Genomic DNA, 21,729 nt, shown 5'->3' with positions numbered 1-21,729 from the left:
GCGCTGCGGCAGCTCGGCCGCTGGCTCGGCGAGGCGTCGGCGAGCCTGTCGGCGGTCCTCGACCCGCAGCGCTTCGTGTTCGGCGGCGGCGTCGCCGTCGCGGGGGAGCTGCTGCTGGCGCCGATCCGCGAGTCGTTCCTCGAGCACCTCCCGGCGCGGGGGTACCACCCCGAGCCCGACTTCGTGATCGCCGAGCTCGTCAACGACGCCGGCGTCGTCGGCGCCGCCGACCTCGCGCGGGTCTGGGTCGAGGAGCACGCCTGACGCCTGCGGCGCTAGGCTTGCCGGGCAGCGGGACGAGACGGAGGACCAGGGTGTTCTACTGGATCATGAAGCACATCGTGGTGGGGCCGCTGCTCCTCTCGATCTTCCGTCCGTGGGTCGTCGGCCTCGAACGGGTGCCGAAGGAGGGCCCCGTCATCCTCGCGTCGAACCACCTCTCCTTCATCGACTCGATCTTCCTCCCGCTCATCGTCGACCGGCCGGTCGTGTTCCTCGCCAAGAGCGAGTACTTCACCGGCAAGGGGCTGAAGGGCTGGGCCACGCGCGTGTTCTTCCAGGCCGCGGGGCAGCTTCCCATCGACCGCTCCGGCGGCAAGGCGTCCGAGGCCTCGCTGAACACCGGGCTCCGGGTGCTCGGCGAGGGGCGCATCCTCGGCATCTACCCGGAGGGCACGCGGAGCCCGGACGGGAAGCTCTACCGGGGGCGCACCGGGGTCGCCCGCATGGTCCTCGAGGCCGGGGTGCCCGTGGTGCCCGTCGCGATGATCGGGACCGCCGAGATCATGCCGATCGGCACGCGGCTGCCGAAGGTGCGCCGCGTCGGCATCGTGTTCGGCGAACCGCTCGACTTCTCGCGGTTCCACGGCATGGAGGGCGATCGGTTCGTCCTCCGTTCGGTCACCGATGAGCTCGTCTACGACCTGCGCGCGCTGAGCGACCAGGAGTACGTCGACGTCTACGCGAGCACGCTCCGGGAACAGCGAGCAGCACAGACGCCGTCGAGGTAACGGGCCGTCGCCCCACGGTAGGCTGTGACCACGGCGTCGCGACGTGCGGCGCCCGTTCGTTTCAGCGCCGCGTGCGCCCGCACCCCCTCAGGACAGTCCAGTGGTACAGCTCGTCGAGCCGGTCGTGAATGCAGATCCCTCCGTGATTGCCGGCCTCGACTATTGGCGGACGCTCCCGATCAAGCAGCAGCCGAGTTGGCCCGACAACGAGGCCGCCCACGCGGCATCCGCCGAGCTGGCCACGCTGCCGCCGCTCGTGTTCGCCGGTGAGGTCGACATGCTGCGCGACCGCCTCGCGGCCGCGTCGCGCGGCGAGGCGTTCCTGCTCCAGGGAGGCGACTGCGCCGAGACGTTCGCGGGCGCGACCGCCGACCAGATCCGCAACCGCGTGAAGACCGTGCTGCAGATGGCCGTCGTGCTCACCTACGGCGCGTCGATGCCCGTCGTGAAGATGGGTCGGATGGCGGGCCAGTTCGCCAAGCCGCGCTCGAGCGACACCGAGACCCGCGGCGGCGTCACCCTGCCGGCGTACCGCGGCGACATCGTCAACGGCTACGACTTCACGCCCGAGTCGCGCGCGGCCGACCCGTCGCGCCTGCTGCAGGGCTACCACATGGCGGCCTCGACGCTGAACCTGATCCGCGCGTTCACGCAGGGCGGCTTCGCCGACCTGCGACAGGTGCACGCGTGGAACCAGGGCTTCGCCGCGAACCCGGCGAACATCCGGTACGAGAAGCTCGCCCGCGAGATCGATCGCGCGGTCAAGTTCATGGACGCCTGCGGCGCCGACTTCGACGAGCTCCGACGCACCGAGTTCTACACGGGCCACGAGGGCCTGTTGATGGACTACGAGCGCCCGATGACCCGCATCGACTCGCGGACCGGCACGCCGTACAACACGTCGGCGCACTTCATCTGGATCGGCGAGCGCACTCGTGAACTCGACGGTGCGCACGTCGACTTCCTGTCCCGCGTGCGGAACCCGATCGGCGTGAAGCTCGGTCCGACGACGACGCCGGAGGTCATGCTCGAGCTCGTCGAGAAGCTCGATCCGAACCGCGAGCCCGGCCGTCTCACGTTCATCACGCGCATGGGCGCCGGCAAGATCCGGGATTCCCTGCCCCCGCTGCTGGAGGCGATCAAGGCATCCGACGCGAACCCGCTGTGGGTCACCGACCCGATGCACGGCAACGGCATCACGACGCCCACGGGCTACAAGACGCGCCGCTTCGACGACGTCGTCGACGAGGTCACGGGCTTCTTCGAGGCGCACCGAGCCGCGGGCACGCACCCGGGCGGCATCCACGTCGAGCTCACCGGCGACGACGTGACCGAGTGCCTCGGCGGGTCGGAGCACATCGACGAGGAGACGCTGGCCACGCGCTACGAGTCGCTCTGCGACCCGCGCCTGAACCACATGCAGTCGCTCGAGCTCGCGTTCCTCGTCGCGGAGGAGCTCGCCGTGCGCTGATCGCGCATCGACGCCGACGGGCGGTCGTGGCATGACGGATGCCGCGGCCGCCCGTTCCGCGTGCGGGACGCCGGATGCGAGCGAGGCTCGGGCACCCGGTCGATGGGGAGGCCCGCCCGTCGCGGGATCGACGACTACGGCTGGAAGTTCACGGTGACCTCGGACCCGCGCGCGACGGACTCGCCGGCCGCGGGGTCCTGCACGGAGGCGACGACGGCGCCTTCGAGGAATCCGGGCACGTTCGACGCCACGGAGAAGCCCGCCTCCTCGAGCTGCGCGCGCGCCTCGGCGATGGTCTGGCCCGTGACGACGTTCGGGACCTCCACGAGGTCGGGGCCCTTCGACAGCGTGAGGCGGACGACGTCGCCCGGGTTCATGGGATCGTCCAGCCATTCGGCGGTGATGACCACGTCGACGGGGACGTCGTCGGAGAACTGCGGGTCGGCGAACTCCACGCTGAGGCCCGCGCCCTCGAGCCGCGACTGCGCCTCGCCGACGGCGAGCCCCTCCACGGGCGGAACGGGACCGACCGACACGACGAGCGTCAGGGCGCCGCGCTCCGGGTACTCCGCGCCGACGGGGGCGCCGTCCGCGTCGAGCACCGCGAGGACGAGACCCTGCTCGACCTCCGCCGAGAACTGCTTCGCGCTCTCATCGGCGACGGTGAAGTCGGCCAGCTGCCCGCGGGCATCGTCCTCGGGCTGGCCGACGACGTCGGGCACGGGCAGGATCTCCGGGCCCGTGGAGACGAGCATCGTCACGGTCGATCCGCGGCGCGCGAGGTCGCCAGCCGGGGGGTCGGTGCCGATGACCTGGCCAGCCGGTACGACGGGGTCGTTGCGCTCGGCGGGATCGACGGCGAAGCCGGCCTCCTCGAGCGCCTGCGTCGCGTTCTGGGGGAGCATCTCGGCGGTGTCCGGGATGCTCGCGAGCGCGCCCGGGCCGGCGCCGAAGTACCACCCGGTGCCGACCGAGAGCCCGGTCAGCAGCAGCACGAGCGCGAGGAGCCAGTACCCCCGGTTCCGGCGGCGGTTCGCGGACTGCTCGAGTGCGGCCGCATCGTCGTCGCCCTCGTCGACCGCCGTCGCGATCGCCGCTCCGCCGGGGGCGAGCACCCTGGTCTCGGCCGTGGGCACGTCCCCGGCGCCGCCGATGACGAGCGTGTCGTGCATCGCGGTGTGCGGTCGTGCCGGGCGCAGGGCCGGTTCGATCTCGCGCAGGCGGTCGAGCATGATCCGGGCATCCGCCGGGCGCTGGTCGGGGTCGCGCGAGGTGGCCCAGAGGACGAGCGCGTCGAGCTCGGGCGGAACGGACGGGGTCCGGGTGCTCGGCGCGGGCACCGACTCGTTGGCGTGCTGGTACGCGATCTGCATCGGCGCCTCGCCGACGTAGGGCTGTTCGCCGGTCAGCATCTCGTACGCCATGATGCCGAGCGCGTAGATGTCGCTGCGGGCGTCGGCGACGCCTCGCGTCACCAGCTCGGGGGAGAGGTAGGCGATGGTCCCGAGCAGCGCCTGCCCGGTCGCCGTGTTCGCGCTCGCGGCGCGGGCGAGGCCGAAGTCCCCGAGCTTGATGCGGCCGTCGTCGGCGAGGAGCACGTTCTCGGGCTTGAGGTCGCGGTGGACGATCCCGGCCTTGTGCGCGGCGGCCAGACCCGACAGGACGGCGTCGAGGATGTCGATCGTCTGCTCGGGCGTCAGCCGCTTGTAGTCCTTCAGGAGGTCGCGCAGCGTGATCCCCGGGAGGTACTCCATGACGAGGTACGCCATGTCGGCGTCCTGGCCCTGGTCGAACACGTTGACCACGTTCGGGTGCGCGAGGCGTGCGGCCGAACGCGCCTCCTGCACGAAGCGGGTCTTGAACGTGTTGTCGTCGGCCAGGTGGCCGTGCATGATCTTGATCGCCACCCGCCGCTCGAGGCGGAGGTCGGTCGCGAGGTAGACCGTCGCCATGCCGCCGCGCGCGATGCGCGAGCGCACCTGATACCGGCCGTCGACGAGACGACCGATCATCGGGTCCGCGGGCGGTGCTGTGGTCACCGTACGAGTGTACGAAGCGGCATATGCCGTTACGTGAACAAACGCCGGGACCGTCGTGATCGAAACGGCATCGTGACGAACGGACGGAGCCCTCCGTTCAGCCCAGTTCGTCGAGCCACCGGCGGGCCGACGCCTCCCACTTCGCATAGTGCTGCGGATGGGCGCTGCGCTGCACGGCCTGCGCGGCATCCGTCACCGACAGGTCGGCCCAGCCGGCGATGTCGAGCAGCCCGGGCGTCCGCCCGCCGTTCGGGGTCGTCGGCCCGCCGTAGAAGGCAGTGGCCGCCCGAACGGGGTCGAGCACCTGTTCGGGCGTGCCCCAGCCCTGGCTGGGACGCTGCTGGAAGAGCCCGAGCGAGTCGCGATCGCCGTGCCTGACGTTGCGGAGGCCGGATTCCTGCGCCGCCGCGGCGAGCGCCACGACGATGCCGCGGTCGGGGACCCCGAGCGACCGGCCGACGTCGACGATGACCTGCGCGTTCGCCCGCATCTCGTCGTCGAGGCGGACGTCGAGGGCGGCGACGCTCGTCGCCTCGACGGCGGCGCGGACGACGATCCGCTGGTCGGGGACGATGATGCTCGCCGCGGTGAGGCCGTTGAGCTCGAGGAGCCGATCGAGCGCGACGCCGTACCGTTCGCCGATCCCGATGAGCGTGTCGCCGTCGACGACGACGTGGTGCTCCGTCGCGGCCGGAGACGGTGGCGGCGCGTCCGACGAGTCCGGGGATGCCGCGGCACGGCCCGTCCCCGGGATCGTGATGGCCTGTCCGGGGAAGATCAGGCTCGCCCTGCCGAGCCCGTTGGCGCTCAGCACCACCTCCACGTCGAGGCCGTACTCGGCCGCGATCGCGCTCACGGTGTCGCCGGGGGCGACGATGTGCCGCGCGATGCCCGCGTCCGGCCCGGCTGCGACGGTCGGCGACCCGCCGGGCAGCGCGAGGCGCTGGCCGGGGAAGATCAGGCTCGACCAGCTGAGGCCGTTCTCGGCGAGCACCTCGGCGGTGGAGAGCCCGTAGCGCTCGGCGATCGCGCTCACGGTGTCGCCCTGGGAGACGACCACTTCCCTCGGGAGAGCGGCGGAGGCCGGCATCGCCTGACGGAGCATCGGCGTGGCAGGCGTCTCCTTCGGCTTCGGCTGTCGCTTCACCGACTGCGGCGCCGCGTCTGCGGGCTGCGCGATCCCGAGGGTCACGGCGACGGCGCCGACGACCGCGACGGGATGGTGAGGAGGCGCCGGATGCCGGGTCCCCGGCGCACGGGTGACCGGTCGCCGGCGTCCGCCGCGCCCCCCGTGGGCGTGTCGCCCGAGTACTGCCTCATGTTCCCCCTCCGCCTGCAAGCGGATGCCGTCACGGTCTCACGGCGACGGGGGCGAGTCAAACTCATCGTCGCGAGTCGCGCTGCGCGGGCCGGAGCAGTTCCGACGGACGCCCGGGTCGTGGCAGGCTGGTGCTGTGACCGACGTCGAACAGACCGAGTGGCTGACCATCCCCGAGCTGGTCGAACGGCTGGGCCAGAGCCCTGGCCGGATCCGGCGCCTCATCGACGACCGCCACCTCCTCGGGGCGCGCATCGATGGTGTCCTGAAGGTGCCCGCGTCCTTCCTCCGCGACGATGCTCCGCTGCCGGAGCTGCACGGAACGGCGATCGTCCTCGCCGATGCGGGATTCTCCGACGACGAGGCGCTCGAGTGGTTCCTCGCCGAGGAGGAGAGCCTCGGGACCACGCCGATCGCGGCGCTCCGGGCGGGGCGGAAGTCCGAGGTGCGTCGGATCGCCCAGGCGCTCGCCTGAGCTCCGGCCGCGTCAGCTCTCGCGCCGGGTGACAGCGCGTGCGAGGTCTGCGAGATCCCTGGCGGCCTCGCGGTCCATGCCGCTCGAACCGAGCGCTGCCAGAGCGCGATCGGTGTTCGTCGTGATCTCGGACTCGACCTCGTCGACGGCGCCGCAATCGCGGATCGTGTCCTGCAGCATCCGGATCTGCTCCGCGTCGAGCGCAGGATCGCCGAGGAGCTCGTCGAGCAGCCTGCGCTGTCCGGTCGACAGGCGCTCGCGCGCGATCGCGATGAGCACCGTGCGCTTGCCCTCGCGGAGGTCGTCGCCGGCCGGCTTTCCCGTGACCGCCGGGTCGCCGTAGACGCCGAGGAGGTCGTCGCGGAGCTGGAAGGCGATGCCGAGTGGGAGGCCGAACGCGCGAAGCGCCTCGAGCTGGCCGGCGGAGCCGCCGGCGATCGCGCCGCCGATGGTGAGTGGGGCCTCGATGCTGTACCTCGCCGACTTGTGGACGACGACCCGCTCGGCGCGGGTGCGCTGCTCGGCCTCGGGGCGCGTGAGCCAGGCGCGTTCCTCCAGGATGTCGAGGTACTGGCCGACCGTGACCTCCGTGCGCATGCGGTTGAACTCGAGCCGGGTCTCGCGCGATGCGGCCTGGTCGCGAAGCGCGGCGAGTCCCTCGTCGAGCAGTTCGTCGCTCCACCCGAGCAGGAGGTCGCCGAGCAGGATCGCGGTCGCCCGCCCGTAGTCCTCGCCGTCGCCGGCCCAGCGTCCGTCGCGGTGCTGCGCCTCGAACACTCGGTGGGCGGCCGGGGCGCCGCGACGGGTGTCGGAGTTGTCGATCAGGTCGTCGTGGACGAGCGCCGCCGCGTGGAACACCTCGAGCGCCGCGGAGGCCGAGACGACGGCGTACCGCTCCGCGGTCGCGGTCGCGTCGTGCTCTCGTCGGCTCCCGCGGACGGCGTCGAACCCGAGGCTGCAGAACCTCGCCCGGAAGCGCTTGCCTCCGCTGAGAAACCGCTCGGAGAATGCGGCGAGCGGGTCGAGGTCGTCACTGATGGAGCGCAGAATGGATGCACGGTCGGCGAGGAACTCCTCGAGGCGTTCGTTCACCGCATCGACGAGTCGGGGAGCAGGGGCCACCTGCCTAGCCTAGCGAGGCCGCGGAGGACTAGAATGGCCTCACGAAGCGTCGGTCCCGAGAACTGAGGGGAATGAGATGCCGCTTTCGGAGCAGGAGCAACGCCTTCTCGAGGAGATGGAGCGGAACCTCTACAAGAACGACGCCGACTTCGTCGCGACCGTCGGAGGAGCCGGGCGAGGGCGCCCGAACTATCGAGCGATCGTGCTCGGCGTGCTGCTCGCGGTCGCCGGAGCCGGCGCGCTCATCGGTGGCGTCGCCTCGCAGATCACGGTCGTGGGCGTGCTCGGCTTCGCGCTGATGTTCGTCGGCGTCCTGGTCGCCATCACCCCCTCGAAGCGGAACGCCGCGGCCGCTGCGCCGCTGCCCGGCGCGGGCGCCTCGGCGAAGCCGGCGAAGCCGCAGGCCGGCTTCATGGACCGGCTCAACGAGCGGTGGGACCGTCGGCAGGAGGGTCGCGACTGACCGTCGTGGTCGACTGACCGGAACCGACTGACGGGCTGATCTCGGATCGGCCCGTTTTTCGTGCGTCCGCTCGGTGCGCGCGGAGCGCCCGAGGCGTCCGCCTCCCGGTGCTCCACCACGGTGCGCCGAACCCCTCCACTTCCCACCACGTCGCTGCGGGCACGCGGACCCGCGCCGTGGGACGAAGCCCGAAGTCGCAGGCGGAGACCGCCCGTCGCGGCCGGCTGCAGGGTGTTTCCGCGCCTCGCCCGCCCCGGGGCATCCACTTCCCTCCACCTTCGAGAAGCCTGAGAATCCGGGCCTGCACTGAGCACAATCATGCCGAAACCGAGGAATGTCGTTGTTCAGTGGAGGGTAGTGGAGTAAAGTGGGGACCGCACCTGGTTCCTGGCCGGAGGATGGGGGTGACGTGATGTTCCTCGGAAGCTACGAACCGAAGCTCGACGAGAAGGGTCGCGTCATTCTTCCGGCGAAGTTCCGGGATGAGTTGTCGAACGGCCTCGTGCTCACACGAGGTCAGGAGCGCTGCATCTACGTGTTCAGCGCGCGGGAGTTCGAGGACATGAGCGAGAAGATCCGCCAAGCCCCCGTCACGAGCAAGCAGGCGCGCGACTACATGCGCGTCTTCCTCTCCGGGGCCTCTGCGGAGACCCCCGACAAGCAGCATCGGGTCACCATCCCTGCGAACCTCCGCGCCTATGCGGGGCTCGACCGAGACCTGACGGTCATCGGGGCGGGGAGCCGGGTGGAGATCTGGGATGCGGCGGCGTGGCAGACGTACCTCGCCGAGCAGGAGGCGGCCTTCGCAGAGACGGCGGAGGAGGTGATCCCCGGGCTCTTCTGAGTCCCCGGGCCCCGACTCCCAGCCGTGCGAGCCTGCTGCACTTCCCCGCAGCAGGACGAACGGATGGGGATCGGGACCCGGAGGCCCGGAAGGAGGGAGATTCCATGGACATCGAACGGATCCACACGCCGGTGATGCTCGAGCGGACGCTCGAGCTGCTGGCCCCGGCGCTCGACCGCGAGGGCGCCGTGTACGTCGACGCGACGCTCGGCATGGGAGGCCACGCACGGGCCGTGCTCGAACGGTTCCCGAAGGCGATCGCCATCGGCCTGGACCGGGACACCGACGCGATCGCGATCGCGACGGAGCGGCTCGCGAAGTACGGCGACCGAGCGCACTTCGTGCACACCGTCTACGACGGCATCGCCGAGGCGGTCCGCGGCGAGGGCTTCGCAGAGGTCGACGCGATCCTCTTCGACCTGGGCGTCTCCTCGCTGCAACTCGACCGCGCGGAGCGCGGCTTCGCGTATGCGAAGGACGCGCCCCTCGACATGCGCATGGACTCCACGCGCGGCATGACCGCCGCCGACGTCATCGCGGAGTACTCGGAGGACGAGCTCCGACGCATCTTCCGCGACTACGGTGAGGAGAAGCTCGCGGCGCGGTACGCCCGGGCGATCGTGCGCGCTCGCGCCGAGGCGCCGATCACGCGGTCCGGTCGCCTCGTCGAGGTGCTCCACGACGCCACCCCTGCCGCCGTGCAGCGGGCGGGGCACCCCGCCAAGCGCGTCTTCCAGGCGCTTCGGATCGAGGTCAACGAGGAGCTCTCGGTGCTCGAGCGGGCACTGCCCGCGGCGCTCGAGCTCGTCGCCGTGGGCGGTCGGATCGTCGTCCTCTCCTACCAGTCGCTCGAAGACCGCCTCGTCAAGCGGGTCCTCGCCGCGGCATCCACCTCCACGGCGCCCGCAGGGCTGCCGATGGAGCTTCCGGAGCATCGCCCGCAGTTCAAGCTCCTCGTCCGGGGTGCCGAACTCGCCGACGAGTCCGAGCAGGCGGAGAACCCGCGTGCGAAGCCGGTGCGCCTGCGTGCCGCAGAACGAGTGAGGAGGCCGTCGTGAGCGCACTGCCGGCCCAGACCCGACCCGCGAGGCGGTGGTCGCCGACTGCGGCGCCCCGGCTCCGCCCGGCTCCCGAGCCGGGCGAGCGACGTGCCCGCCCGAGGCTCGCCTACGCCGTGGTCGCACTCGCCTCGATCGGGGCGATCGCGGTCGTCCAGCTGCTCCTGTCCATCGCGATGACCCAGGGCGCGTACGAGATGGACGAACAGCTCCTCCGCCAGGCGGAGCTGCAGCGCGAGCAGCAGAAGCTCTCCGACGACCTCGACCGACTCGAGTCGCCGCAGTTCCTCGCAGCCAACGCCGAGGCGCTCGGCATGGTCCCGAACGCCGCCCCGGTCTACCTCCGGCTCTCCGACGGCGCGGTGCTCGGCGACCCGACGGCCGCCGCGGGCGCCGCGACCTCGTCGGCGTCGCTCGTCCCCAATGCGCTGATCGACGGCGTGCCGCTCGTGACCGAACGCGGCGAGGGGGAGACTGCGAAGGGCGGGGAGGGGAAGCCCGCGACGCCCGCGGACGGCACGCCGGCCGCTCCGCCGGCGCTGACGGGCGGACTTCCCACCCCGGCGACCCACTGACGCGCCGGGGACCCACACCACCACCCCGACGCCGGACGGAGCGAACCAACCGATGAACCGAGTGAGCCGTCACCCGATGCGTCGCATCGTCGCATCCGGGCTCGCGCTCGTGCTGATCGTCGGCTGGTTCGTGGTGCGCCTCGTCGACATCCAGGTCGTTCGCGCAGCCGAGCTCAACGAGGCCTCGAAGGACGTCCGCTCCGAGACCCGGGTGATCTACGGCGAACGGGGCGCCATCCTCGACGCGAACGGCACCGTGCTCGCGGAGAGCGCGATGCGGTACAACATCACGATCTCGCCGAAGCAGGCGATGGCGACCGCATCGTTCGAGCGGACGGGGTCGGACGGCGAGGACGTCGACGTGACGCTCGACGAGGCCCTCGGCGAACTCGGCGAGGTGATCGGGCGAACCGGGGGCGAGTTGCGCACGCAGATCGAGGGCGAGCTCGCGAAGGACCCCGGCGCCGACTTCTCGTACGTCGCCAAGCGGGTCGACACCGACGTGTACGAGCAGGTGAAGGCCCTGCGCATCCCGTTCGTCTACTCCGAGGAGGTGCCGAGCCGTCGGTACCCGAACGGGGCCGTCGGCGGCAACCTGCTCGGGTTCGTCACCGACGAGGGAGAACCGGGCGCGGGGCTCGAGTACTCGGAGAACGCGTGCCTCGCGAGCGAGGACGGCGAGATGACCTGGCTGCACAGCCTGAAGGACTGGGTCGCGATCCCGGGTTCCGAGGTCGTCAACACCACCGCGCACGACGGCGGGGACCTGCAGCTCACGATCGACGCGGACCTGCAGTACTTCGTGCAGCGGATCGCCGCCGCACGGGTCGCCGAGACCGGTGCCGACTGGGCGACCGTCACCGTGATGGAGGCCAGGACGGGCAGGCTCCTCGCGGTCGCCGACGTCCCGACGGTCGACCCGAACTCGCCGAGCTCGGTCGACGCCGCCGACCGGGGGTCGCGCGCCTTCTCGTCGCCGTTCGAGCCGGGCTCGACCTTCAAGTCGCTGACCTCGGCCTCGGTCATCGATGCGGGCGCGGGATCGCCGACGAGCGGGGTCACGGCCGACTACCGGTACCTTCCCCCGAACGGCGCCAACATCAACGACAGCCACTACCACGGCCCGACGAACTACACGATGACGGGCATGCTCATCGACTCCTCGAACACGGCGATGTCGATGTTCGGCGAGAAGGTGAGCGACGAGCGCCGCTACCAGGACATGCTCGACTTCGGGCTCGGCACGGTGTCCGAGGTGGAGTTCGCGGGCGAGGAGCCGGGCGACCTCCACGGCGGACCCGAGGGCTGGGACAACCAGACGAAGTACGCGACGATGTTCGGCCAGGGCCTGACGACGACGGCGATCCAGATCACGAGCGCCTACCAGACGCTCGCCAACGGCGGCGTGCGCATGCCGGTGAAGCTCGTCGACGGGTGCCGCAACGCCGACGGGACCCTCACCGAGGTGCCGTCCGACGAAGGACGGCGCGTGGTGTCCGAGAAGGCCGCGGACCAGACGAGCCGGATGCTCGAACAGGTCTACCTGAACGGCTGGCTGGCCGACCAGTGGCAGGTCCCGGGCTATCGCGTCGCGGCCAAGACGGGCACGGCCCAGGTGCCGGACGGCAACGGCGGGTACCAGGCGGGCTACCTGGTGTCCGTGTCCGGCTTCGCTCCGGCGGACGACCCGCAGTTCGTCGTTTCGGTCAGCATCATGAACCCCGTTAAGATGAACTCGTCCGCCGCATCGGCTCCCGTCTTCCAGCAGGTGATGAGCCAGGTGCTGAAGAAGTATCGGACCGTTCCGTCCGGCGCCCAGGCGCCCGAGTTGCCAGCCACCTGGTGAGAAAGTTGGGTTCGTGACCGGATCGCCTCCCACGGCACTCCGGCCGCAGCACCCGAGTCCTCGATCGCTCCGCGGCCTCGCGGACGCGTTCGGATTCGAGGTGCGCGGCGGGATCGACGACCTCGACGTGACCGGCGTCGCGATCTCCTCCGGCGCGGTCCACGACGGCGACCTGTACGTGGGCGTGCCCGGCCGTCACGCGCACGGGGCCGACTACGCGGCCCAGGCGGCGGCGAACGGCGCCGTCGCGCTGCTGACGGATGCCGCAGGCGCCGAGCGCGCGATCGACGCGGGCATCCCCGTCCTCGTGGCCCCCGACGCGCGCGCCGCGCTCGGCGAGGTCGCGGCCTGGATCCACGGCACGGCCGACAATCCGGCGACGCTGTTCGGCGTCACCGGGACGAACGGCAAGACGAGCGTCGTCTACCTGCTGTTCGCGGTGCTCCGCCAACTCGGCATCGTCGCCGGCCTCACCTCGACCGCCGAGCGCCGGATCGGCGACGAGGCCGTGACGAGCTCGCTCACGACCCCGGAGGCGAGCGAGCTGCACGCCCTGCTCGCGCGCATGCGCGAGGTCGAGGTGCGGGCCGTCGGCATCGAGGTCTCCGCGCAGGCGCTCAGCCGCCACCGCGTCGACGGGATCGTCTTCGACGTCGTCGGCTTCACCAACCTCTCGCACGACCATCTCGACGACTACGCGTCGATGCTGGAGTACTTCGACGCCAAGCGCGAGCTCTTCACGCCGGAGCGCGCGCGCCGCGGTGTCGTCACGGTGGATTCCGAGTGGGGCGAGCGCCTGGTCGCCGAGTCGCGCATCCCGGTCGTGACCCTCGCGGTCGAGCCCGGCGCCGACGCCGACTGGCGGCTCGAGGTGCTCGACGAGACCCCGACCACGACGAGCTTCCGACTCGACGGACCCGGGGGCCGATCGCTGGAGACCAGCATCCCGCTCATCGGGCGGTACAACGCCGCGAACGCGGCCCTCGCGATCGTGATGCTCGTCGAGGCGGGGACCGACCTCGACCTGATCGGCGCAGCGGTCGGTGCGCACGGCATCGACGCGTACATCCCCGGCCGGACCGAGCGCGTCTCGGGTGAGCGCGGCCCCGTCGTGTACATCGACTACGGCCACACGCCCGACGCGTTCGCGCAGGCGCTCGAGGCGATCCGGCGCACGACCGAGGGGCGCGTCGTGATGGTGTTCGGCGCCGACGGCGACCGCGACACGACGAAGCGCGCCGAGATGGGCGCGATCGCGGCCCGCGGCGCCGACGTGCTGGTGATCACCGACTTCCACCCCCGGTGGGAGGACCCGGCCGCCATCCGCGCGGCGCTCATCGCCGGCGCCAGGGCGGCCGTCCCGGATCGCGAGATCCACGAGATCGCCGACCAGCGCGCCGCGTTCCGTCACGCGCTCGCACTCGTCGGCGAGGGCGATGCCGTCCTGTACGCAGGACCCGGTCACGAGGACTACCAGGAGGTCGCCGGAGTGAAGCACCCGTACTCGGCCCGGGACGACGCCCGGCTGGCACTGCAGGAAGCGGGGTGGCTCGAATGATCGCCATGACCCTGGCCGAGATCACGGCCGCGACATCCGGGCGCTTCGAGCCGGCCGGCACCGACGCATCGACCGAGACCGTCATCGACGGCGCCGTCACGACCGACTCGCGTGAGGTCGGCGCGGGCGGGATCTTCGTCGCGAAGCGCGGCGAGTTCGACGACGGGCACCGCTTCGCTCCCGCCGCGGTCGATCAGGGCGCGGCGCTCCTCATCGTCGAGCGCCTCCTCGAGCTCCCCGTCGCCCAGGTCGTCGTGGAGGACTCCGTCGATGCGCTCGGCGCGCTCGCCACCGAGGTGGTGCGGCGCGTGCGCGCGCAGGGCCGGCTGAAGATCGTCGGCGTGACCGGGTCGAACGGCAAGACGACGACCAAGAACCTGCTGCGCACGGTGCTCGAGCAGGTCGGCCCGACGGTGGCCGCGCGGAAGAGCTACAACAACGAGGTCGGTGCGCCGACCACCATGCTCGAGCTGACCGAGGACACGGAGTTCCTGGTCGCCGAGATGGGCGCCTCGGGCGTCGGGGAGATCGCCCGACTGATCCGCATGGCCCGACCCGACGTGGGGATCGTCCTGAAGGTCGGCCTCGCCCACGCCGGGGAGTTCGGCGGCATCGAGAAGACCGTCCAGGCCAAGTCCGAGATGGTCACCGACCTCCTGCCGACGGATGTCGCCGTGCTGAACGCCGACGACCCGCGAGTGGTCCCCATGGCCGAGCGGACGGCCGCTCGGGTCGTGTGGTTCGGGCTCGGCGAGGGCGCGGACGTCCGCGCGACCGACCTCGTCGTGCATCCGCAGGGCACGGAGTTCACGATCACCGCGCCGGGCGGGGAGTCCGCCCGGGTGCGCTTCTCGGTGCTCGGCGAGCATCACGTCATGAACGCCCTCGCGGCGACATCCGCCGCCCTCGAACTCGGCGTGCCGCTGGCCACGATCGTCACGGGGCTCGAGCGCGTCACGCTCGCCGAGCAGTGGCGCATGCAGGTCATGGGCGGGCGCGACGACATCACGGTGATCAACGACGCGTACAACGCGAGCCCGGACTCCATGGCGGCGGCGCTGAAGACGCTGGCACAGGTGAAGCGGCCCGGTTCCCGCACCATCGCGGTGCTCGGCGAGATGAGCGAGCTCGGCGAGTTCTCCGGCGAGGAGCACGACCGCATCGGCCTGCTCGCGGTCCGGCTCGGCATCTCGCAGCTCGTCGTCGTGGGGGAGGGCGCGCGGCGCCTGCACATCACGACGATCAACGAGGGCTCGTGGGACGGCGAGTCGGCGTACGTGGAGTCCGCGGACGAGGCGTTCGACCTCGTGACCGGGATGGCCCGACCGGGGGACACCGTGCTCGTGAAATCGTCGAACTCGGCGGGCCTCCGCCACCTCGGCGACCGACTGGGAGAATGGTTCGCGTGAGAGCACTTCTGACCGCCGGAGCCCTGTCGCTCTCGTTCACCCTGTTCCTGACTCCGCTGTTCATCCGGCTGTTCACGAGACTCGGGTGGGGCCAGTTCATCCGCGACGACGGTCCGAAGACGCACCACGTCAAGCGGGGGACGCCCACGATGGGCGGCATCATCTTCATCCTGGGCACACTGTTCGGGTACTTCGTCGCGACGTCGCTCGTGGGGGACGGGCCGACCGCATCGGGCCTGCTCGTGCTGTTCATGATGGTGGGGCTCGGCCTCGTCGGCTTCCTCGACGACTTCCTGAAGACGCGGAAGAAGCAGAGCCTCGGACTCGGCGGCTGGGCGAAGATCGCCGGCCAGACGCTCGTCGCGGCCGTGTTCGCGCTGCTCGCGCTGCAGTTCCCGAACGCGGAGGGAGCCACGCCCGCCTCGACGAAGATCTCGTTCATCCGCGACCTGCCGCTCGACTTCATGGTGCTCGGCACCGTCGTCGGCATCATCGCGTACGTCGCCTGGATCGTGCTCCTCACCGCGGCGGCCTCGAACGGCGTGAACGTCACCGACGGACTCGACGGGCTCGCATCCGGCGCCTCGATCCTCGCCATCGGATCGTTCATCATCATCGGCTTCTGGCAGTTCAACCAGTCGCGGTTCAGCGAGAACCTCAACCCGAGCGACCTGTACCGCAGCTACGACGTGCGCGACCCGCTCGACCTGGCCATCGTGGCCACCGCGATCGTCGGCGCCGTCGTCGGATTCCTCTGGTGGAACACCAATCCCGCCCACATCTACATGGGCGACACGGGCTCGCTCGCCCTGGGCGGCGCCCTCGCGGCCCTCGCGGTCACGAGCCAGACCGAGCTGCTGCTCCTGCTCATCGGCGGCCTGTTCGTGATCGAGACGGGTTCGGTGATCGTGCAGCGCGCGTACTTCAAGGTGACGGGCGGCAAGCGGATCTTCCTGATGAGCCCGATCCACCACCACTTCGAGTTGAAGGGGTGGGCCGAGGTCACGATCGTGGTGCGGTTCTGGATCATCGCCGGGCTGTTCGTCGCCGCAGGCGTGGGCGCCTTCTACTTCGAGTGGCTGCAGCGGTGACGGATGCCTCGGCCGGGGCCGCACGCCTCGAAGCGCTGACCAGCTGGCACTCCGACGGATGGCGTGACCTGCGCGTCGCCGTGCTCGGGCTCGGCGTGACCGGATTCGCCGTCGCCGACACCCTCGCCGAACTCGGCTCGAAGGTGACGGTGTACGCGGCGGGCCCCGACGACGAGCGCGCGCGCATCCTCGAGGTGATCGAGGTCGGCTTCGTCGTGCACCCGCTCGATCGCGTGCCCGACGAGCTCGCGGCATCCGCCCCCGATCTCGTCGTCGTGTCGCCCGGGTTCCGGCCCGACCACCCGATGCTGCGTTGGGCGGCCGAGGCGGGCGTGCCCGTCTGGGGCGACATCGAGCTCGCGTGGCGCGTGCGCGACAAGGTGAAGGCATCCGAGTGGATGCTCGTCACGGGCACGAACGGCAAGACGACGACCGTGCAGCTGGCCGCGACGCTGATCGCGGCGGGCGGGGCGCGCGTGGCCCCGTGCGGCAACATCGGCGTGCCCGTGCTCGATGCGGTGCGCGATCCGATCGGGTACGACGTGCTCGTGGTCGAACTCTCGAGCTTCCAGCTGCACCACCTGCCGACGACCGGGCCGGGCGCCGTGCATCCGGTCGCGAGCGTGTGCCTGAACCTCGCGGACGACCACTACGACTGGCACGGTTCGCCCGAGGCCTACCGCGACGCCAAGGCGAAGGTGTACGCGAACACGAAGGTGGCCTGCGTCTACAACCGCGCCGACGAGGCGACGCGGTCGATGGTCGAGGACGCCGAGGTCGAGGAGGGCGCCCGGGCGATCGGCTTCGGCCTGGACACGCCCGGCCCGAGCGACTTCGGCGTGGTCGACGGCATCCTCTGCGATCGCGCGTTCCTCGAGGACCGCCGGACCGCGGCGCTCGAGCTCACGACGCTCGAGGAGCTCGAGCCGCTGGGGCTCGCCGTCCCGCACGTCGTCGCGAACATCCTCGCCGCCGCGGCGCTCGCTCGATCCATCGACGTCCCGGTCGCGGCGATCCACGATTCGCTCGCGGCCTTCCGCCTCGACGCCCACCGCATCCAGACGGTCGCGACGGCGGGCGGCATCCGCTGGATCGACGACTCGAAGGCCACGAACCCGCACGCCGCACAGGCGTCGCTGCAGGCGTTCAGCCCGGTCGTCTGGATCGTGGGCGGGCTGCTCAAGGGCGTCGACGCCGACGAGCTCGTGGCGCGGCATGCCGCTCGCCTCCGCGCGGCCGTCGTCATCGGCGTCGATCGGGTGGCGCTCGTCGAGGCGTTCCGCCGACACGCGCCCGGACTGCCCCTCTTCGAGGTCGTGACGGATGACACTGAGAGCGTGATGCCCGACGCGGTCGCCCTCGCGGCCTCGGTCGCAGAGGAGGGGGACACCGTGCTCCTCGCGCCCGCGGCGGCATCGATGGACCAGTTCGCGGACTACGCCGACCGCGGGCGGCGCTTCCACGAAGCCGTCCGCGACCGGCTCGGAGGGGAGGGGCATGACCAGCCCGCCTCGGACGACCCGGCCGGCCAAGCGGACTGAGCAGACCGGGCTCGCCGCCCGGATCCGGCTCGGCGCCTTCCGCCCGGAGTCGAAGGACTACTTCCTGCTCCTCGGCACCGTGCTGTTCCTCGTCGTGCTCGGCCTCGTCATGGTGCTCTCGTCGTCGCAGGTCGAGTCGGCGCTGGCCAACGACGGGGACTTCACGTCCCGTGCGGCGCAGCAGGCGACGTACGCACTGATCGGGGTGCCGGTGATGCTGCTCGCCGGCAGGATGCCGGAGGGCTTCTGGATGCGGATCGCCTGGCTCGTGCTCGGCGCGGCCTGCGTGCTCCAGCTGCTCGTCGTCGCCACTCCGCTCGGCGTCGAGGTCGGCGGCAACACGAACTGGCTCCGACTCGGCCCGGTCCAGTTCCAGCCGTCGGAACTCATCAAGGTCGCGCTCGTGCTCTGGCTGGGCCTCATCGTGACCAAGAAGCAGGACCACCTCGGCGACTTCGGCAAGGGCATCATGCCGATCCTGCTCGTCGGGGGCGGGGCGATCGGCCTGGTGCTGCTCGGCGGCGACCTCGGCACGGTCATGGTCATGGCGGTCATGCTGCTCGGCACGCTCTTCCTCATCGGAGTCCCCCTGCGGCTGCTCGCGGTGCCCGTGCTGTTCGGCGCGGCGGCCTTCGCGCTCGTCGCGGTGTCGAGCGAGAGCCGCATGCGACGGATCACCGCGTTCCTCGAGGAGGACTGCGCCAGGTACAACCTGGGCGACTGCTGGCAGATCCAGCACGGCACCTTCGCGATGGCGAACGGCGGCATCTTCGGGGTCGGCCTCGGCAACTCGGCGGCGAAGTGGTCGTGGCTGCCCGCCGCCGACAACGACTTCATCTTCGCGATCATCGGCGAGGAGCTCGGGCTCATCGGCGCGGTCGTCGTGATCGGACTCTTCGTCGTGCTCGCGATCGCGCTCGCCCGGGTCATGCGCTCGGCGGCGACGCCGTTCGGCCGCACGGTCGCCGCGGCCGTCCTCGTGTGGGTCGTCGGGCAGGCGTGTGTCAATATCGGTGTCGTGCTCGGCGTCTTCCCCGTCCTCGGTGTCCCGCTGCCGCTCGTGTCGGCCGGCGGCACCGCCCTGCTCACGACCCTCTTCGCGATCGGCGTGGTGCTCTCCGTCGCCCGGGACCCCGGCGTCCCGGCGCGAGCGAGCGCCCGGTCGGCCACGCGCCGCACGTCGAAGGCGACCCGCACGTCGAAGGCGACCCGCACGCGATGACGACGTACCTCCTCGCCGGCGGCGGCACCGCCGGCCACGTGAACCCGCTGCTCGCCGTCGCCGATCGCCTGCGCGAGCACGATCCCGAGGCGATCGTCCTCGTGCTCGGCACGGCGGAGGGGCTCGAGTCGCGGCTCGTTCCCGCCCGCGGCTACGAACTGCTCACCATCGAGAAGGTCCCCTTCCCGCGCCGGCCGAACGGGGCCGCGCTCCGGTTCCCGGTTCGCTTCCGGCGCTCGATCGCCGACGTGCGCGAGATGATCGCCGCCCGAGGCGTCGACGTGGTCGTCGGCTTCGGGGGCTACGTGTCGACGCCCGCGTACCTGGCCGCGCGGGGCGCCGGCATCCCCGTGGCGATCCACGAGGCGAACGCGCGCCCGGGTCTCGCGAACCGGTTGGGCGCGCGCTTCGCCGCCCGGGTGGGCGTCGCGTTCGCAGGAACGCCGCTCCCGCACGCGGAGTTCGTCGGGATGCCGCTGCGGCGCGAGATCGAGACGCTCGACCGCGCGGCGCGGCGCGAGGAGGCCGCGGCGTTCTTCGGGCTCGACGCGGCACGCCCGGTGCTGCTCGTGACCGGCGGGTCGCTCGGCGCGCGTCGCCTCAACCGGACGACGGTCGACAGCGCCGAGGTGCTGGCGGCCACCGGCTGGCAGGTGCTCCACGTGACGGGCGCGAAGTCCGAGGTCGAGGACCCGGGCATCGACGGCTACCGGATGGTCGAGTACGCCGATCGCATGGACCTCGCCCTCGCGATCGCCGACGCCGCGGTCTCCCGAGCCGGCGCCGCGACGGTGAGCGAGCTCTCCGCGCTCGGGATCCCGGCCGTCTACGTGCCGTACCCGGTCGGCAACGGCGAGCAGCGCTTCAACGCGGCGGGCGTCGTCGACGCCGGGGGCGGCGTCCTCGTCGACGACGCCGACTTCGTGCCGGGCTGGGTCAGGCGTGAACTGGTGCCCATGCTCGCCGACCGCGACCGCCTCGAGCGGATGGCGGGGGCCGCGGCATCCGTCGGAGCGCTCGACGGGACCGACCGCATGATCGCGCTCGTCGACGGCGCGCTGCACGACGACGGCGGCGTCGGCGCCGCAGGCGCGTAACGTTGAACCGACCGAACCCCTCTCCAGGAAGCACCGCGACACCGTGACGATCAAGCCCGACCTCTCCATCGCGATCCCCGCCGACCTCGGCGCCGTGCACTTCGTCGGCATCGGCGGGTCGGGTATGAGCGGCATCGCACGGCTCGCGCTCGGCGCGGGCCACCGCGTGACCGGCTCCGACGTCCGCGACTCGGCCAACGTCGCGGCGCTGCGCGAGCTCGGTGCGACGATCGCGATCGGCCACGCCGCCGAGAACCTGCCCGCCGACGTCGACACGGTCGTGGTGACGGGTGCGCTCTGGCAGGACAACCCGGAGTACCAGTCGGCGCTCGAGCGCGGGCTGCCCGTGCTGCACCGCTCCCAGGCCCTCGCCTCGGTGATCTCCGGCCAGCGGCTCGTGTCGGTCGCGGGCGCGCACGGCAAGACCACCTCGACGGGCATGATCATCTCCGGGCTGCTCGCGCTCGGCCAGGACCCGAGCTTCGTCAACGGCGGCGTCATCGAGGAGCTGGGCGTCAGCGCGGCATCCGGCTCGGGGGAGTTGTTCGTCGTCGAGGCCGACGAGTCGGACGGCTCCTTCCTGCTCTACGACACCTCGGTCGCGCTCATCACGAACGTCGACCCCGACCACCTCGACCACTACGGTTCGCTGGATGCGTTCGAGCAGGCGTTCGTCGACTTCGCCGACCGTGCGAGCGAGTTCGTGGTGATCTCCTCCGATGACTCCGGCGCGACGCGCGTGCGCGACCGGCTCTCGCACCACCGCGTGCTCACGTTCGGCGAGGCGGCGGATGCGACGGTCCGCGTGCACTCGATCTCGACCGACGGGCCCGTGTCGTTCGCGGTCGACCACGAGGGGGAGACCCACCGCGCGCAGCTGCGGATCCCGGGCCGCCACAACGCGATCAACGCGGCCGGCGCGTTCGCGGTGCTCGTGGGCCTCGGCTTCGACCCGGCCGCGTCGCTCGAGGGCATCGCGCGGTTCGCCGGGACCGGTCGACGGTTCGAGCTGCACGGCGTGGTCGACGGCGTCAGCGTGTACGACGACTACGCCCACCACCCGACCGAGGTCGCCGCGGCGCTCTCGGCGGCCCGCACCGTGGTCGGCGACGGTCGCATCATCGCCGTGCACCAGCCGCACCTCTACAGTCGCACTCGCCTGTTCGCGAAGGAGTTCGCCGAGGTGCTGGAGCGCTACGCGGACGAGACCGTGGTGCTCGACGTCTACGGTGCCCGCGAGGACCCGGAGCCCGGGGTCACCGGCGCCCTGGTGAGCGAGCGCTTCGAGCATGCCGAGCGGGTGGCGTTCATCGCCGATTGGCAGGACGCCGCCGACCACACCGCGCGCATCGCGCGTCCGGGGGACTTCGTGATCACGCTCGGCTGCGGCGACGTCTACCGGATCGTGCCCCAACTGCTCGGATCGCTCGAACGCGAGCGGGACGCCTGATCGGAGTCCGGTGAAACGGCCGCAGGGATTCGACGGGGCGCGACCGTCTCGCGGCGGGGCGTCGACGTCGACGACACCCGCTGCGGCCGCAGGGTCGGGGTCGGGCGGGGTCGCGACCGGCACCCGGGGCGGGCGCCCCG

Annotated in this window: 19 protein-coding genes; 16 read left to right on the top strand and 3 right to left on the bottom strand. The window is 71.6% G+C overall.

The window, feature by feature from the left end:
• The 3 genes from ESO86_RS01655 to ESO86_RS01645 form a co-directional block, all read left to right on the top strand.
• On the top strand, positions 1–264 hold a 264-nt coding region (locus tag ESO86_RS01655), incomplete at its 5' end, for an ROK family protein (RefSeq protein WP_129233159.1).
• 50 nt (positions 265–314) lie between these two features.
• On the top strand, positions 315–1,010 hold the full coding sequence (locus ESO86_RS01650; RefSeq protein WP_129233158.1) for a lysophospholipid acyltransferase family protein: 696 nt from the start codon (positions 315–317) through the stop codon (positions 1,008–1,010).
• Positions 1,011–1,152: 142 nt separating this feature from the next.
• Complete coding sequence (locus tag ESO86_RS01645) at positions 1,153–2,481, top strand: class II 3-deoxy-7-phosphoheptulonate synthase (protein ID WP_129233157.1); 1,329 nt, start codon at positions 1,153–1,155, stop codon at positions 2,479–2,481.
• A 134-nt stretch (positions 2,482–2,615) separates the two neighbouring features.
• On the opposite strand, the gene pknB is transcribed toward ESO86_RS01645, so the two are convergent.
• Both pknB and ESO86_RS01635 read right to left on the bottom strand, forming a co-directional pair.
• Positions 2,616–4,493 carry a Stk1 family PASTA domain-containing Ser/Thr kinase gene (pknB, locus tag ESO86_RS01640; RefSeq protein WP_129233162.1) on the bottom strand — a complete coding sequence of 626 codons (1,878 nt, stop codon included), beginning with the start codon at positions 4,491–4,493 and terminating at the stop codon, positions 2,616–2,618.
• A gap of 124 nt (positions 4,494–4,617) precedes the next feature.
• Positions 4,618–5,712: a LysM peptidoglycan-binding domain-containing protein gene (locus ESO86_RS01635; protein WP_242492151.1), complete on the bottom strand. Its 1,095-nt coding sequence runs from the start codon at positions 5,710–5,712 to the stop codon at positions 4,618–4,620.
• 262 nt (positions 5,713–5,974) lie between these two features.
• Between ESO86_RS01635 and ESO86_RS01630 the strand changes: the two genes are divergently transcribed.
• Positions 5,975–6,313: an Rv2175c family DNA-binding protein gene (locus ESO86_RS01630; RefSeq protein WP_129233156.1), complete on the top strand. Its 339-nt coding sequence runs from the start codon at positions 5,975–5,977 to the stop codon at positions 6,311–6,313.
• Positions 6,314–6,325: 12 nt separating this feature from the next.
• Here ESO86_RS01630 and ESO86_RS01625 read toward each other — a convergent pair whose 3' ends face one another.
• Positions 6,326–7,435 (bottom strand): polyprenyl synthetase family protein, encoded by a 1,110-nt coding sequence (locus ESO86_RS01625; protein WP_129233155.1) that lies wholly within the window; start codon positions 7,433–7,435, stop codon positions 6,326–6,328.
• Between the two features lie 76 nt (positions 7,436–7,511).
• Here ESO86_RS01625 and ESO86_RS01620 point away from each other — a divergent pair, with 76 nt between their 5' ends.
• The 12 genes from ESO86_RS01620 (at position 7,512) to murC (ending at position 21,589) form a co-directional block, all read left to right on the top strand.
• Positions 7,512–7,898: a DUF3040 domain-containing protein gene (locus tag ESO86_RS01620; protein ID WP_129233154.1), complete on the top strand. Its 387-nt coding sequence runs from the start codon at positions 7,512–7,514 to the stop codon at positions 7,896–7,898.
• A gap of 412 nt (positions 7,899–8,310) precedes the next feature.
• Positions 8,311–8,742 (top strand): division/cell wall cluster transcriptional repressor MraZ, encoded by a 432-nt coding sequence (gene mraZ, locus ESO86_RS01615; protein WP_129233160.1) that lies wholly within the window; start codon positions 8,311–8,313, stop codon positions 8,740–8,742.
• Positions 8,743–8,846: 104 nt separating this feature from the next.
• The gene (gene rsmH / locus ESO86_RS01610) at positions 8,847–9,800 is read left to right on the top strand and encodes a 16S rRNA (cytosine(1402)-N(4))-methyltransferase RsmH (RefSeq protein WP_129233153.1); all 954 of its coding nucleotides are present in this window, start codon (positions 8,847–8,849) and stop codon (positions 9,798–9,800) included.
• The gene (gene ftsL / locus ESO86_RS01605) at positions 9,797–10,375 is read left to right on the top strand and encodes a cell division protein FtsL (protein ID WP_129233152.1); all 579 of its coding nucleotides are present in this window, start codon (positions 9,797–9,799) and stop codon (positions 10,373–10,375) included. The genes rsmH and ftsL overlap by 4 nt, the downstream gene beginning before the upstream one ends.
• A gap of 76 nt (positions 10,376–10,451) precedes the next feature.
• A complete protein-coding gene (locus tag ESO86_RS01600; RefSeq protein WP_165307209.1) occupies positions 10,452–12,221 on the top strand; it encodes a peptidoglycan D,D-transpeptidase FtsI family protein in 1,770 nt (589 codons plus the stop codon).
• A gap of 13 nt (positions 12,222–12,234) precedes the next feature.
• Positions 12,235–13,779: a Mur ligase family protein gene (locus tag ESO86_RS01595; RefSeq protein ID WP_129233150.1), complete on the top strand. Its 1,545-nt coding sequence runs from the start codon at positions 12,235–12,237 to the stop codon at positions 13,777–13,779.
• Complete coding sequence (locus tag ESO86_RS01590) at positions 13,776–15,188, top strand: UDP-N-acetylmuramoyl-tripeptide--D-alanyl-D-alanine ligase (RefSeq protein ID WP_129233149.1); 1,413 nt, start codon at positions 13,776–13,778, stop codon at positions 15,186–15,188. Before ESO86_RS01595 ends, ESO86_RS01590 begins: the two co-directional genes overlap by 4 nt.
• Entirely contained in the window at positions 15,185–16,279 is a 1,095-nt protein-coding gene (gene mraY, locus ESO86_RS01585; protein WP_129233148.1) for a phospho-N-acetylmuramoyl-pentapeptide-transferase, read from the top strand. Before ESO86_RS01590 ends, mraY begins: the two co-directional genes overlap by 4 nt.
• Entirely contained in the window at positions 16,264–17,820 is a 1,557-nt protein-coding gene (gene murD / locus ESO86_RS01580) for a UDP-N-acetylmuramoyl-L-alanine--D-glutamate ligase (RefSeq protein ID WP_242492150.1), read from the top strand. The genes mraY and murD overlap by 16 nt, the downstream gene beginning before the upstream one ends.
• Complete coding sequence (gene ftsW, locus ESO86_RS01575; protein WP_129233146.1) at positions 17,777–19,042, top strand: putative lipid II flippase FtsW; 1,266 nt, start codon at positions 17,777–17,779, stop codon at positions 19,040–19,042. The genes murD and ftsW overlap by 44 nt, the downstream gene beginning before the upstream one ends.
• On the top strand, positions 19,039–20,139 hold the full coding sequence (murG, locus tag ESO86_RS01570) for an undecaprenyldiphospho-muramoylpentapeptide beta-N-acetylglucosaminyltransferase (protein WP_129233145.1): 1,101 nt from the start codon (positions 19,039–19,041) through the stop codon (positions 20,137–20,139). Before ftsW ends, murG begins: the two co-directional genes overlap by 4 nt.
• A 43-nt stretch (positions 20,140–20,182) precedes the next feature.
• Positions 20,183–21,589, top strand: coding sequence for a UDP-N-acetylmuramate--L-alanine ligase (gene murC / locus ESO86_RS01565; protein WP_129233144.1), 1,407 nt, complete (start codon positions 20,183–20,185; stop codon positions 21,587–21,589).
• Positions 21,590–21,729: the final 140 nt, after the last annotated feature.

Source organism: Agromyces binzhouensis (genome assembly GCF_004135055.1).
In the GTDB taxonomy this organism is placed as follows: domain Bacteria; phylum Actinomycetota; class Actinomycetes; order Actinomycetales; family Microbacteriaceae; genus Agromyces; species Agromyces binzhouensis.
The sequence above is the reverse complement of the archived record's forward strand: the minus strand, read 5'-3'. Positions and strand labels throughout refer to the sequence as shown.

What these genes read in the sequence shown, in the direction of transcription:
- ftsW (WP_129233146.1), top strand. Translation starts at nt 17,777, where the DNA reads ATGACCAGCCCGCCTCGGACGACCCGGCCGGCCAAGCGGACTGAGCAG.
- murG (WP_129233145.1), top strand. Translation starts at nt 19,039, where the DNA reads ATGACGACGTACCTCCTCGCCGGCGGCGGCACCGCCGGCCACGTGAAC.
- ESO86_RS01620 (WP_129233154.1), top strand. Translation starts at nt 7,512, where the DNA reads ATGCCGCTTTCGGAGCAGGAGCAACGCCTTCTCGAGGAGATGGAGCGG.
- rsmH (WP_129233153.1), top strand. Translation starts at nt 8,847, where the DNA reads ATGGACATCGAACGGATCCACACGCCGGTGATGCTCGAGCGGACGCTC.
- ESO86_RS01600 (WP_165307209.1), top strand. Translation starts at nt 10,452, where the DNA reads ATGCGTCGCATCGTCGCATCCGGGCTCGCGCTCGTGCTGATCGTCGGC.
- ESO86_RS01590 (WP_129233149.1), top strand. Translation starts at nt 13,776, where the DNA reads ATGATCGCCATGACCCTGGCCGAGATCACGGCCGCGACATCCGGGCGC.
- mraZ (WP_129233160.1), top strand. Translation starts at nt 8,311, where the DNA reads ATGTTCCTCGGAAGCTACGAACCGAAGCTCGACGAGAAGGGTCGCGTC.
- pknB (WP_129233162.1), bottom strand. Translation starts at nt 4,493, where the DNA reads ATGATCGGTCGTCTCGTCGACGGCCGGTATCAGGTGCGCTCGCGCATC.